The organism is Pseudomonas sp. FSL W5-0299, assembly GCF_005930655.1.
GTDB classification, from domain to species: Bacteria; Pseudomonadota; Gammaproteobacteria; order Pseudomonadales; family Pseudomonadaceae; genus Aquipseudomonas; species Aquipseudomonas mandelii.
Genome location: NZ_RXHX01000005.1, coordinates 246,365 through 259,940, shown reverse-complemented (window position 1 = coordinate 259,940; position 13,576 = coordinate 246,365). Strand labels below are relative to the sequence as shown.

Sequence of the window (13,576 nt, the reverse complement as noted above, 5' to 3'; positions counted from 1 at the left end):
TCGAGGACTTATTCAACGGACAGCGTCCGCGCACCACGGCTGCCGACCACCACCAGCGCATCGTTGATGGCGCGCGTGACGCCCGTCACTGGCACCGGCTGGGCTTGCTGCACCCAGCGCTGTTGCGCACCGGTGCCCTGGCTCGCCAGCATCTGCCCGCCCTGGGTAAACAAGCGGTAATCACCATGGGCATCGACGAGGCCGGCGGTGATGCTGACGTGCAGGCCAGTGTCCAGCGAGGTCCAACTGAGGCCTGCATCGGTACTGCGCAGCACATTGCCGCGCAAGCCGTAGACGAGCACTTCGCCGGGTTTGCCGACAACGCCGAAAAAGCTGCCCTGATAAGGTGTTTGCAGGGCGGCGAATCGCTGCTGGGCGTCATCCCACTTCAGCAACAAGCCCTGCTCGCCGGCGATGTACAGCGCATCGCCGGTGGCGGCGATGGCGTTGAGGTGAAAACCTTGCGGGTTGTCGGTGCGATCCTGGAACGGCGTCCAGCTCTGGCCGCCATCCTCGGTGCGCAGGATCAGGTTGAACACCCCGACCACATAGCCGAGGCGGTCGTTGGCGAACCAGACATCGAGCAAGGGTTTGTCGGCACCCTGCGCCTCCAGCCGCTGACCTTCGGTGACCCGCAGTGGCCATTGTTCATTGCCAGGTTCGGCACGGGCCAACGCCTGGTAATGCTTGACCAGCAAGGCACCGATCTCGCGGCCGTCGAGTTGCTTGCTCCAGGTTGCACCCGCGTCATTGCTGTGCAACACCACGCCGTCGCCGCCCACCGCCCAGCCCTGAGTGGCGGAAGGAAAACTCACTGCATTGAGGTCGGCACTGACCGGCACAGCGGCCTGCTGCCAGTGCTGGCCGGCATCATCGGAAAACAGAATGTGGCCACGCTGGCCGACGGCGACCAAGCGGTCGCCGGCGCGGGCCATGTCGGATAACGGGCTGTTGACGGCCAAGGCGCTGACCCTGGCCGGCAGATCCAGCACGTCGACATAAGCGGACGCCTGGCTCAGGCCCTGCAACACTGCAAGCAGAGCGCCGAGCGCCAGCTGCAGGTAACTTTTGTACGAACACATACCGCGTCCTCTTCGGAAAACTGCGCCGGGACACACGTCCGTGTGCCTGACGTTCCAACCTGGCGTCCGAAACGGTCGGTATGCGCCGACCGTCGCGCGATCCCCTGCCTTGCAGGCAGCGGACCGAATGGACGCTTGTCACGGTTTGCTTAACGAATCCCGCTACCTGCCAGAGACTCCGACGACCATTGCGCCTTGGAAAGCGGATCGGTGTACTTGATGCCGCCATAAGGCCCGACCACGCCGTTGATGTTGTAGGAACCACCCACCAGGTCGTAGATCATGAAGGGCGTGGAATCCGGGATCTGCTTGTCGTAGCTCTGGCTGAGGAACGCGAAGGAGCCACGGTACAACTGACCACGTGCGTCGTATTGATCAGAGGCCAGCGCGGTCCAGCTGTCTTCATCGAGGTAGAAGCGACGCTTCTGATAGATGTGTCGGGCGCCGGACTTGAGGTTGCCTTCCACCACCCAGACGCGGTGTTTTTCCCAACGCACGTAGTCGGGTGCCAGGTGATTGGCCGTGGTCAGCGATTTGGGATCCTGGGCGTAGGTCAGCTTGTAAGTGTTGTAGGGCACGATCATTTCCTGCTTGCCCACCAGCTTCCAGTCGTAGCGATCCAGCGCACCGTTGAACACGAAGACATCGTCGTATGTGCCCGCGCCAGCGGTGCCAGGGTTAGGCGTGTCGTAGGCCAGGTTCGGTGCCAGCTTGACCCGACGCTGGCCCGGCAGGTACTGCCAGGCACGGCGCGGTTGTTGCAACGGGTTGGCGGCGTCCTTGAGCATCACCGCTTCGCCGGCCCGGCGCGCAGGGCCGGTGTAGGACAACTTCATCTGGTAATACACGTCGGCGCTGCTGATCGGCTGCGCGAGGTTTTCGTAGATCGGGTAGGAAATGAACGCCTGCCCAGTGGTCGCCAGGCTTGGCACGCCAGCGGAATCGACGTTCCAGGAGTCGTACTTGGAGCTGATGCTCACGCCCTGATATCGCAGCAGGAAGTTCCACATCGCTTCGTTGCCCGACTGCGGGATCGGGAATGGCACGCCCGGCAGTACGTTGTCGATGGCCAGCCCGTTTTCGAGGGATTTGGCGCCGCTGGCGTTTTTCACGCCGTTATCCAGAATGGCCTGGGGCAGCGAAACGGTGCGGTGGGTCGGGAACACATCGACACGGAAAGTCGGGAAACGCTTGGCCAGTTCAACGGTGGTAGCGCTGAGCATGCCCTTGTACTGCTCGACGTTTTTGCCGTCGATCTGCAGCAACGGTTTTTCACTGGCAAACGGATCCGGACGCATGCTGTCACCGGATTTGAAGCTGGCCGGCGGCGTGGTCAGGCCACCGTTGTAGGCGGGGATGGAACCATCAGCGTTCCCGGCTTTTTCAGCGCCCACCAGGGTCAGGCTGGTGCCCAACCGGGCAGCGTCCTGAGTTGAAACAGCGGCCTGTGCCTGGGCGGCAAGGACCATGGCCAGCGAAGCGGCCAACACGGTTTTTGCGAATGTCATCTTGTTATTCTCCTGCTTGCATTGAGCAAATCAGTGGTGAATCAAAAAGTGGTTTTCATCGTCAGGTAAACGGCGCCACGGTCCTCAGTCGTGGCCCCGCCACCGGAGAAGGCGGAGTAGCCACCGGCGTAACAGGCGTAGTTTTCGTTACCGCTAAAGGCATTCGGCGCAGCGCCGTCGCCTCCGGTTGGGCCGGTACTCACGCCGCTGACGTTGCACTTGTCGGCCTTGCCGAATGAGTCCACGTACTTCAGGTCGACAAAGTATTTGTTGTACACAACGGCCCCGAGGCCGATGGCGTAGTTACCGGTGTCTTTGGCGCCGCCACCGGAGACCGGTGAAACACCATCGAGACCGACGTTGATGGACATTGGGGCGTTGAGGTCGACACCGGGAAACACCTGGTACCAGGTCGGGGTGAAGTTGACCGCGATGCCCCAGTTGTCCCGGGTCGGCTGGTCGATGCCGCGATAGGTGTCCTTGCCCTTGTAGAGCGCCTCGTTGTTGCTATCGAGCTTGAGCAGGTTGCTGTAATACAGCTCGCCCAGCAGAGTGGCCGAATCGAACACAGGCGTTTTAGCAATGGTCATCAGGCCGTTGAGCGTCCAGTGCAAGGTGTCGCCGGTGGCGGCCATGCTGTCGCCCTTCTGCGGGGTGTCATAAACCACGCCGGTGGCAGCCGTGCGCGCAGGCAACAGGCCAAGACCTGCGCCCAGGCCCAGCGGACTGTTAGTGCTGACAACCGCCGGAATACTGGCCAACGGCATATTGTGACGAATGTTCAGGTCCGAACCGACGCTGATCCCGCCCACGTCCTTGGACAGGCTCAGGCCAACGATCTTGATGTTGTCGGCATAGGCCATTTGATAGGTGGCGGTGCTCAGCGAGTTGAGGGTGTTGACCACCGCAGGCACTTGCCCTGCCGGCCGGGTGCCGTTGGGATTGGCCGAACTCAGGCCTCTGGCATCCAGCCAGGCTTGCGGCAGGATTTCCGAGGTTTCGCGGTAGTAAACGCCGAGGGTCCCGTCCAGCCAGGCTGGCGACCACTTGGCCATAATCCCCCAGTCTCCGCGCTTGTCCGGCGTCAGGTCGTGACCGCGACGCACATTGGTCAAACCGTTGCAGGGTGCCAGACCACACCCCAGCGGACTGCCCGGCACCACGCCATTGGTGTTGCCCAGCAGGAAGGATTGCGCACCGAAACCGACCAGATCGGAACCGCCGTAATAAGTACCGGCTTCCGGCAGGCGCGCGGCGTCCCAATCCAGGAAATACTGAGCGCCTACGGTCAACTCGGGATTGACGGTGAACGACATCGACAACTGGTTACGCGGAACGAACAGTTCCTTGGCTTCGGTACCGGGCGAGGCCGCCAGTTTGGCCAGGTCCAGGCCCGATTGACCGTAACTGTTCGAGTGCACCGGGTTGAGAATAGTCTCGCCCCAGAACACGTTATGCTGACCGGCCTTGACGCTTAACAGCGACTCCTCGCCCACTTCGGTGCTGTAGAACACGAAGGCGTCGAGGATTTCGCCGGAAGGACCGGTGTAATAACGCTGGGCGTAGTTGCTCAGGTGCGGGCTGCCATTGCCGACGTTGTCACGGGTGACCGCGGCCAGACGTGGGTCGTTGGCGACCAGCCCCGACCTTGCGTCGTTGCCGTTGACGAACGGATTGGAATTGGAACCGGTGTTCTCGTAGGCCTTGTCGTACCAACTGGCAGCGCTCACACGGAAACCCATGTGGTTTTGGTAGACCACATCCATCTCGGTCAACAGGTCGACACGGTGGGTGATGTTGGTCCCGGCCTTGCGGAAGTTGTAGTCGCCGTCGTTGTTGTTCGGCGTTGCCAGCATGCGCTTGTCGGCGCTTTCGGTGCGTACGCCGTAGTTGTACTTCACAGTGTTATCAAAACGCACGGTCCAGTCCGGGTTCCCGGTGTCGAGCTCGATCGCCTGCGCGACCGGCACGCCTGCGGCCAGAATGGCCGAGGCCAACAAGGTGTAACGCGAGGGTGCGAACCCATGACTCTTATTGTTGTGCATTGCGTTGTCTCCGCCTTTTTGTATTTGTTTTAAGCGCAGCCGCCCTCGCGCAACCCCTTGTTCCAGGGGTTTACGTTTTCAGGAGTGAGGGCAAATGCCGGATGGCGCGGGCCAACCGGCGCCTGAATCAGCGGTCCAGTTCGAGGATGAGTGCTTCGGCTTGTGGCCAGCGCCCATACCCGGCAGCAGGATTGAGATGACCGACATCGCCGAGATTGAGCAGCTCGCTGCCCCAGCCTTCGGCCATGCGCGTGGCGGCGTCCAGACTGGCGAGGTGGTCGTTGGTACTGGCGGCCAGCAGACTGCGGAACGGCAACCGGCCTTTGGGTAGAGGGTCCCAACCCTGGGTACGCAGGGTTTCAGCGCAGGGGTAGCCCTGCGGCCATTGGGCATCAAGGTCCGGCGGAGCGGCCAGCAGCGCGCCCTTGATCGGCCGACTGTGACGCGCAGCCCAGTGCGCAACCATCAGCACGCCGGCGCTGTGAGCGACCAGAATCACCGGCCCGTCGATCTGCGCAAGTGTGTGCTGAATGGCTTCGACCCGCTTGCTGCAATCAAGCTTGTCGGTATCAAGCGGCGGCACACTGCGCACCTTGCACAGCCTGGATTCAAGCAACGTTTGCCAATGCTCGGCAACGTGCTCACGCAGACCCGGTACGATCACAACGGTTGCGGCAGTTTGCAGTTTGTCCACGTCAACACCTTCGCTTTCTCGATGACTCGACTGGCTCTATTGGCCAGGGGCTTTTTGTAGGAGTGACATTAAAGAGCGCCCGACCGAGGCGCTTTTCATTGGACGTCAGGCACTTTTCTTTTCATGACAAAATTCCGCGTGTTGTCGCGCATCGACCATTGGTCGAATATCCCCGCAGCTTCTCTCCAGCTCACTGTAATCAATGGGTGCGTGTCGTTTTTTACACTGCAACGATGTGATTCCGGCCAGCACCGGGCGAGCGCCCTCGACGTTGTCACAACTGTTCAATTGCTGAAGTGCTGGATATAGTCGCCACGCTCATTTGAATCGCAACCGGCCCAGGAAAGACCTTCGCATGCCCAAGCTTGTTCGCGCCGCCGTCTTGACCAACTACCTGGAGGTCACCCAGTACCTGGGGTTCAACCCCCGAGACGTACTGGCCGGCGTCGGTTTGAGTAAAGCCATATTGCAAGCTCCTGAACATCGCATCCCCATCGACGCCGCCGTGCGGTTGCTGGAGGATTCAGCCGCCGCCAGCGGCTGCCAGAGCTTCGGCTTGAGCATGGCCGAGTCGCGCCAGCTCTCGGACTTCGGCGTGGTCAGCCTATTGCTCTCTCATCAGCGAACGCTGCGTGATGCGTTGCAAGTGTTAGTGCACTACCGTCATCTGATGAACGATTCGCTGGCCCTCTTCATCGAGGAGGCAGGCAAGATGGTGATCATTCGCGAAGAGGTGGTCACCGAATCGCCGATGCCCTGCCGACAAGCCAATGAACTGGCCATCGGGGTGATGTTCCGCCTGTGCGCCGCCCTGCTCGGCGCACACTGGCATCCCTACAGCGTCAACTTCACGCACCAGCCTCCCGACAACCTGCAACTGCATCGCCGCCTGTTCGGCTGCAAACTGGAGTTCGGCAGCGAGTTCAATGGCATCGTCTGCCCCAATGCCAGCCTCGACATGACCAACCCCCATGCCGACCCGGCCATGGCGCGCTACGCCCAGAGCTACCTTGACTCGCTGCTCAGCCACGAAGGCCCTTCGATGCTGTTCGAGGTGCGCAAAGCCATCTACCTGTTGTTGCCGATGGGGCGCGCCACCATCGAGCAGATCGCCCAGACCCAGGGCATGAACGTTCGGACCCTGCAGCGCCGCCTCAAAGACGACGGCTGCGCCTTCAACGACCTGATCAACGACGTGCGCCGCGACCTGGTGTTGCGCTACCTGGAAAACCCGAATTACTCGTTGGGGCGCATTGCCGACATGCTCGGCTATTCGATGGCGAGTTCCTTCACCCGTTGGTTCATCACCCAGTTCGGCATGCCGCCAGCGGCTTGGCGCAGTGCGCAAAAGCACACCGTCAAAGCACCGCCGGAGCTGACCACCCGGCCCGGCTCCAGCGAACCCTGAACCGAACGCAACAGACCCGGCGTTTTGCAAAAAAAAAAGCGGCGACTGCTGGTACAGTCGCCGCAAAAGAACCGGTGTCTGTGACACCGGCCGAGGAGTCCTGTGGCGAGGGAGCTTGCTCCCGCTGGGGTGCGCAGCGGCCCCAAAAAAGACGCCGAGTAGTTTCTGAAAAAGCACGGTGGTCTTTGTGGGGCGCTTCGCTCCCCAGCGGGAGCAAGCTCCCTCGCCACAAGTTTGTGTACCTACATTCCCCAGCGCAGCAACAACAGCACCAGCACGACGAGGAACACCGTCTCCCCCACCATCAACAAAATCGGCTTGATGCCCACCGCCGCCAGCTCCTTGAGTTGGGTTTTCATACCCAGGGCGCTGATGGAAACCACCAGGCACCAGCGCGACAACTCGTTGACCGACCCTTGCACCACCGGGGCCACCCAGCCGGTGCTGTTGATACAGGCCAACAACAGAAACCCGACGGCGAACCAAGGTAGCAGCGGAGGTCGTTTGCCTGCCGGGTCGGCGCCCTGCATGCGGGTGATCATGGCGGCACACACGATCACCGGCAGCAACATGGCAACCCGCATCAACTTGACCACCGTGGCCGTATCGCCGGTCTCGGTCGACATGCTGTAACCGGCACCGACCACCTGGGCGACATCGTGAATGGTCGCCCCCAGAAACACGCCCGCCACTTGTGGCGACAACGACAGCCAGTTGGCAATCATCGGATACACGATCATCGCCAGGGTCGACAGCGCCGACACCCCGATCACCGTGAATAACGTCGCGCGTTCTTTCTGCGGATGATTGGGCAATGCCGCCGCCAGCGCCAACGCGGCCGATGCCCCACAAATTGCAGTGGCGCCGCCGGTGAGCATGCCAAACAAACGCTGAAAGCCCAGCGCCTTGGCTGCGATCACTGAAACGCCGATGGTCACTACCACCAGAATCACCACCAGCGCCACAGGCTTCCAGCCCAGCGCAGCCATCTGTTCGAGGGTGATGCGCATGCCCAGCAGCGCCACACCAATGCGCAACACGGTGCGTGCGGTGAACTCAATGCCCGGCTTGCAAACACCGTCACCGGCCAGGAAGTTCAGCGCCATGCCCAGCAACAAAGCGAACAGCATTACCGGCGCGCCGTAGTGCTCGGACAAAAAGGACGCAGCCGCTGCAACGATCAGACTGACGATAAAGCCCGGCGCCAGTTCGCGCGTTCGGCTGTGGATACGGGTGAGAGCGATGGCGCTCATGGCGCGGCCTCCTCGGGAACGATAACGATGAAAGCCTGGCCGTCGATGATCTCAACCGGGTAGTTGGCGACTTTGACTGCGGTGGAATTAAGCAAGTAACCGCTGCGCAAATCGAATCGCAGGCCATGGGCGCAGCACTGAATCACCCACCCCTCAAGGCGCCCGCCACACAGCGAGGCGCCTTGATGGGGGCAACTGTCGTCGACGGCGAACACGTCACCTTCGACGTTGAATAGCGCCAGGCTTTTGTCATCGAATTCGAACAGTGCACGACCGCCCGCCTGCGGGAGCTTTCCGGCAGGCACGGGGATACGTCGGTTCATGCAGGTTGCCGCTCGTGATCACTTTCTTTCAGGGCCTGGTTCATGGCCCCGAGCAGCGCCTGAGCAGGTTGTGCACCGACCATCGTCATGCGACGGTCGAACTGAAAGCCCGGCACCCCACTGGTCGCGCCGGGAAAGCCGTCAAATGGCGTGGCGTCGCCCTTCAGGCAATCGAGCACCACCTGCGCATCAACGCCGCAGGAGCGGGCGATGGCGAGCAAGGTCTCGCGGCACCCCAGGTTTTCGCGTTTGCGGAAATAAGCGGCGAACAGCCGTTCGAGCAACATTTCACGCTGAGTAGCATTGCCCAGTACGCTGACGCGTTCGAACAAACGGTGCGCGTCTGCGGTGTTGGGCATTGTCTCGATGCGGCTGAAGTCGATGGTCAGTCCAACCGCCGCCGCAGCCTGCTGTACCTGGGCCTGGCGCATGGTCATAGCCTCGGCATTGCCCAGGCGTTTGCGGTAGAAATCGGCGAAGGGCTCCCCTTGTACCGGCAACTGAGGCAGCAACTGCACGCCATGCCACACCGTGGTGACCTGCACATCCGGGTGGCGACTGCGAAACTGTACTTGCGCATGCTCCAATTGGCGTTTGCCGATCAGGCACCAGGGGCAGATGAAATCGAAGAACACATCAATACGTAAACGACGACTACTCACAACTTCACCTCTAACACTGCTTTGCTAACCGAATCGTGGACTTGCTCGCCCTTAAGCCGGGCAATGTCCTTGTGGTAATGACACTTGGCATAAAAGAACACGGCCGCAGCCGCGATGCTGACCAGCGGCACCCATTGAAAAGCAGCCTGCAAGCCAATGAGGTCGGAGACCCTGCCGGTAATGAACGGCCCAGGCGCCAGCCCCAGCATGTTGTTGGCCAGGGTCAGCGTGGCGAAGGCCGTGCCGTGGACCGAGTAATGGGTCAGGTTGGCAACCATCGCTCCGCAAGGGCCAGTCGTGCCGGCGGCAATCAACATGCCCAGGCAGATCAGCGCCAGTTGCACAGGCCCTGCCGGCAGGGCAAATGCCGCCGACAACAGCAGGCAACTGCCCAGGCAATAGGCGATGGCCAAAGTGACTTTGCGTTCCGGCGAATGGCGCGACAGTCGATCGCTGAGCATGCCGCACAGGATCATCCCGGCCCCGCTGCACAGCACGATAATGGCCGCGACGCCGCCCGCCTTGTCCGTGGCCATGTCGTAATAGCGATTGAGGTAACTGGGCATCCACACAATCACCGTGCCGCCGACGAACAGTTGCAAGCCACTGCCGATGTAGGCAGCGATCACCGAACGGCTGGAAAACAGCGTACGCAACGGACGCTTGACCGCTGCCACCGCCTTGTTCGCCGCCTGGGCGGCACGTTGCGGCGCAATGCGCGCCTCCTTGACGATGACCGGGTAAAGCACGGCCAGCAGCAGGCCGAACAACGCCATGCCGGCAAACGACCAGCGCCAGCCAAGTTTGGCGGCGATTGCACCGCCCAGCGCCATCCCTAATACCGAACCGAACATGCCGCCCGCCATGAAGGCACTGGCCAGCGTTGCACGCAGGTGCTTGGGAAACACCGAAATGACGACTGCTATGCCGACGCTGCCGTACGCCGCTTCGCCAACGCCGACCATGAATCGTGCAATGAACATCTGCTGATAGTCCTGCGCCACGGCGCAACCCAGCGTCGCCAGACTCCACAGCAAGGCCATCAGCGCCAGGCTCTTGACCCGGCCAAAGCGATCTGCCAGCAATGACAGGGGAAATGTCAGCAGCCCCACCATCAGCGCGACAATGCCACTGAGCAAGCCAAGCTGGCCGTCGCTCAGAGCCCATTCGCCCTTGAGCATCGGGAACACCGCGTTCAAGACCTGGCGCGACATGTAATCGGATATCAACAGCCCGAACGTCAGTGCGAAGACGATCCAGGCATACGGTCGCGCAACACCGACAGCACTGTCGTCATCGTCTGCGGCGATTGGGTGAAAGGCCATGCAGCCTCCTCAAAGCTTTGTTTTATTGTTGTTATCAAGCGTGTTGCAGTGCAGCGAGCGGGAGGCCTGACCGCCCGCTGCGTCTGCCGATCAGCCGCGTTGCGGCACACCTTTCTGCCCAGCCTTGCGGTTGGGGGCCATGCCGTTGGCCAACAGCGTTTCTTCGATGCTCTGGTACTGCACGCCGATGCGGTAGATCTCACGGGCTTCTTTGCCGGTGGCGATTTCGCGACCCAGTTCATGGGCGATACGCACGGTCTGCCTGATCTGCGCAACTGAGCCGAAACGATCGCCCTTGTGATCAATGATAGTGTCTTCATTGCCCACTCGCGGGTGCAGACCCATGGCCATCGACATGGTGTTGAACGGCATGACGTTCTTGAGCAGCGACTCGGAGGTCAGGGTGCAACCGTCCGGCGCGCGGTGGATGAAGTTGAAGAAGTTGAACGGATTGGGGCCATCGAAACCGCCGCCAATGCCGATCCAGGTCAGGTTCAACGGGCCCTTGTAGACGCCCCTGCGCACCAGACGCTCGAGGGTTTCCATCGCGTGCATGCCGGTCAGCTGGAAGTGCGGCTGGATGCCGTTGTCCATCAGACGCTTGAGGTGTTCGGCGACCCAGGCCGGACCTGCCGGAACGGTCATTTCGCTGTAGGCGGCCTGAAACAGGGGATTGGCCAGGGACGTGCCTTCCAGGTATTGCGGATACAGCAGCTCCATGATGTTCATCTGGGTGGTGTTGATAGCCACCGTGACCTGATCCGGTTTTGGCGTCAGCTCGGCCAGCATGTGTCGCGTATCGTCAGACAGCCACTTGGCGGCTTCGCCATCGCTTTCCGGCGCGAAGGAAATCGAACCACCGACCTGGATGATCATGTCCGGCACGGCTTCACGCACACCGGCGATCAATTCGTTGAATTTGGACAGGCGCTTGGAACCCTTGCCGTCCAGCTCGCGCACGTGCAAGTGCAAGACGGTGGCCCCGGCCTCATAACATTCGACCGCTTTTTGCACCTGTTCATCCATGGTCAGCGGGATGTCTTCGGGGAAGTCTTCCGGCATCCATTCCGGGCCGTACGGGGCCACGGTGATGACCACCTTTTCCATGTTTTCCGGGTGCAGGGAATCGTCAAAAAATTGCATGAGTTACTCCTGTTCTTATGATTGTCGCGCCCACCCGGGATCATGCCGGGCAGACGCGTTTACGAGTGCGAATGCAGAAGGGGTTGATCAGTAGGTCTTGTCGCCGATGATTCCGGCACGCTCCATCTTGCGATGGCACGGCGGATAATCCATGACGGCGTAGTGCTGGGTGCTGCGGTTGTCCCAGATGGCGATGCTGTTGGGCTTCCAGCGCCAGCGCACCTGATACTCGGGGATGTAGGCCTGGCTGATCAGGTAGCGCAGCAACTCGCTCGCGCCAGGGTTGGCGTCCTGGCCGAAGCGCACCCGCTCGGGGGTGTGGTAGTTGCTCAAGTGCGTCGTGAAGGCGTTGACGAACAGCACCTTTTCCCCGGTTTCCGGGTGGGTGCGAACCACCGGGTGTTCGGCATCGGGATACATCGCCTTGAGCGCCAGACGCTTTTCGATTGGCATGGCAGCACCGAAACTCGCTTCGATGCTGTGGCGGGCGCGCAGGTCGGCAATTTTCACCTTCACGTCCTCCGGCAAACGCGCGTAAGCCTCGACCATGTTGGCCCACATGGTGTCGCCGCCCACCGGCGGGCACTCTACGCAGCGCAGCACGCAGCCCATCGGCGGCGCCTCGCGCCAGGTCGCGTCGGTGTGCCAGGCGTTTTCGTAGCGGTCCATCGGCTGGTCCGGATTCTTGTAGATGCGCACCAGCCCGGGATGATCCGGATCGCTGCCGGCCACCGGATGGTCCTCCAACTCACCGAAGCGGCGGGCGAAGGCCACGTGCTCGGCGCGAGTGATGTCCTGATCGCGCAGGAACACCACCCGATGCTTGAGCAACTGAGCACGAATCTCGCAAAAAAGACCGTCGTCATGGACCGCGTCGGCAAGATTTACGCCGATCAGTTCGGCGCCAATGTTGCAGGTCAATTGTTCGACTTTCATGGCAGATCGCTCCTTAGATGACGAAAATCGACGAGCCCGTCGTTTTGCGTGACTCAAGGTCGCGATGGGCCTGTACGGCGTCCTCCAACGCATAATGCTGGTTGATCTCGATCTTGATCCGACCACTGCCGACGTGGTCGAACAGCTCGCCAGCCAGGGCAGCTTTCTCTGCCGGATCGGCGATGTAGTCGGCCAGCGCCGGACGGGTCAGGAACAGTGAGCCCTTCATCGCCAGCATCACCGGGTCGAAAGCCGGAATCGGACCGGATGCGGTGCCAACGCAGACCATCAGTCCCCGACGCTTGAGCGAATCCAGTGATCCCATGAAGGTGTTTTTGCCAACGCTGTCGAACACCACGTTGACTCCCACGCCGGCAGTCAGCTCGCGCACGCGCTGGGCGACATTTTCGTGGCTGTAATTGATGACATGGTCGCAGCCATGGGCCAGGGCAATTTCACCCTTGACCTCGGTGGACACAGTGCCGATGACGGTCAGGCCGAGCAGCTTGGCCCACTGTGAAACGATCAGCCCCACGCCACCGGCAGCGGCGTGCAGCAGAATGCTGTCGCCGGCCTTGAAATCATAAATGCGCCGCATCAGGTACGACGACGTCAGGCCACGCATGGTCATGGCGGCGGCCGTCTCGAAACTGATGGTTTCCGGCAGCTTGATCAGCGGCGCGGCCGCAATCAGTCGCTCGGTACTGTAGGCGCCCAAGGTATTGAGAAATCCGGTGTAGGTGACGCGATCCCCCACCTGAACGTTAGTCACACCCTCGCCGATGGCCTGGACCACACCGGACGCTTCAACCCCCATGCCGTTGGGCATCGGGATCGGGTAAGTGCCATTACGAAAATAGGTGTCGGCATAGTTCAGGCCGACCGCCACATGACGAAGACGGACCTGGCCCGGACCGGGTTTGCCGACATCGACCTCTTCATAACAAAGAACGTCGGGACCACCGGTTTCGTAGAAGCGTACGGCTTTGGCCATTTTTTCTTATTCTCCAGTCTGTGCAGCGTCGATTTACGCTGATTGGACTGTAGGACGCCGCCTGGCCAGCTGCTTTTCATCAGACGACAATGGCTTTTCATTTCATGACAATTGGCCCCTGGCGCCCCCTTCTTAGCAAACCCGGTCAGCGCCATAGCGCAAGTCAATTGATGCGCCACGGCCGGCTGTATGGGCTCTCACAC

12 protein-coding genes are annotated in these 13,576 nt (G+C 61.1%); 1 reads left to right on the top strand and 11 read right to left on the bottom strand.

The features are described 5' to 3' along the window. Positions 1-8 precede the first annotated feature (8 nt). The 4 genes from FHL16_RS09860 to FHL16_RS09845 form a co-directional block, all read right to left on the bottom strand. Positions 9-1,082: a WD40/YVTN/BNR-like repeat-containing protein gene (locus tag FHL16_RS09860; RefSeq protein WP_077748125.1), complete on the bottom strand. Its 1,074-nt coding sequence runs from the start codon at positions 1,080-1,082 to the stop codon at positions 9-11. A gap of 149 nt (positions 1,083-1,231) precedes the next feature. Then, positions 1,232-2,590 (bottom strand): DUF1329 domain-containing protein, encoded by a 1,359-nt coding sequence (locus FHL16_RS09855; protein WP_010455826.1) that lies wholly within the window; start codon positions 2,588-2,590, stop codon positions 1,232-1,234. A 41-nt stretch (positions 2,591-2,631) separates the two neighbouring features. Continuing rightward, positions 2,632-4,635 carry a DUF1302 domain-containing protein gene (locus FHL16_RS09850; RefSeq protein WP_010455827.1) on the bottom strand — a complete coding sequence of 668 codons (2,004 nt, stop codon included), beginning with the start codon at positions 4,633-4,635 and terminating at the stop codon, positions 2,632-2,634. A 127-nt stretch (positions 4,636-4,762) separates the two neighbouring features. Then, entirely contained in the window at positions 4,763-5,329 is a 567-nt protein-coding gene (locus tag FHL16_RS09845) for an RBBP9/YdeN family alpha/beta hydrolase (protein WP_077748124.1), read from the bottom strand. A 355-nt stretch (positions 5,330-5,684) separates the two neighbouring features. Between FHL16_RS09845 and FHL16_RS09840 the strand changes: the two genes are divergently transcribed. Beyond that, a complete protein-coding gene (locus FHL16_RS09840; RefSeq protein ID WP_010455830.1) occupies positions 5,685-6,737 on the top strand; it encodes an AraC family transcriptional regulator in 1,053 nt (350 codons plus the stop codon). A 242-nt stretch (positions 6,738-6,979) separates the two neighbouring features. Here FHL16_RS09840 and FHL16_RS09835 read toward each other — a convergent pair whose 3' ends face one another. From FHL16_RS09835 to FHL16_RS09805, 7 genes are all read right to left on the bottom strand, one after another. Beyond that, a complete protein-coding gene (locus FHL16_RS09835) occupies positions 6,980-7,990 on the bottom strand; it encodes a YeiH family protein (RefSeq protein WP_077748123.1) in 1,011 nt (336 codons plus the stop codon). Further along, positions 7,987-8,313 (bottom strand): Rieske (2Fe-2S) protein, encoded by a 327-nt coding sequence (locus tag FHL16_RS09830; RefSeq protein WP_010455834.1) that lies wholly within the window; start codon positions 8,311-8,313, stop codon positions 7,987-7,989. The genes FHL16_RS09835 and FHL16_RS09830 overlap by 4 nt, the downstream gene beginning before the upstream one ends. Next, a complete protein-coding gene (locus FHL16_RS09825; protein WP_077748122.1) occupies positions 8,310-8,975 on the bottom strand; it encodes a DsbA family oxidoreductase in 666 nt (221 codons plus the stop codon). Before FHL16_RS09825 ends, FHL16_RS09830 begins: the two co-directional genes overlap by 4 nt. Next, complete coding sequence (locus FHL16_RS09820) at positions 8,972-10,300, bottom strand: MFS transporter (protein WP_077748121.1); 1,329 nt, start codon at positions 10,298-10,300, stop codon at positions 8,972-8,974. Before FHL16_RS09820 ends, FHL16_RS09825 begins: the two co-directional genes overlap by 4 nt. A gap of 90 nt (positions 10,301-10,390) precedes the next feature. Continuing rightward, positions 10,391-11,443 carry a 3-keto-5-aminohexanoate cleavage protein gene (locus FHL16_RS09815; protein WP_077748120.1) on the bottom strand — a complete coding sequence of 351 codons (1,053 nt, stop codon included), beginning with the start codon at positions 11,441-11,443 and terminating at the stop codon, positions 10,391-10,393. Between the two features lie 87 nt (positions 11,444-11,530). Beyond that, positions 11,531-12,379 (bottom strand): TauD/TfdA dioxygenase family protein, encoded by an 849-nt coding sequence (locus tag FHL16_RS09810; RefSeq protein ID WP_077748119.1) that lies wholly within the window; start codon positions 12,377-12,379, stop codon positions 11,531-11,533. 13 nt (positions 12,380-12,392) lie between these two features. Then, a complete protein-coding gene (locus FHL16_RS09805) occupies positions 12,393-13,373 on the bottom strand; it encodes a quinone oxidoreductase family protein (protein ID WP_077748118.1) in 981 nt (326 codons plus the stop codon). Between the last annotated feature and the right edge of the window lie 203 nt (positions 13,374-13,576).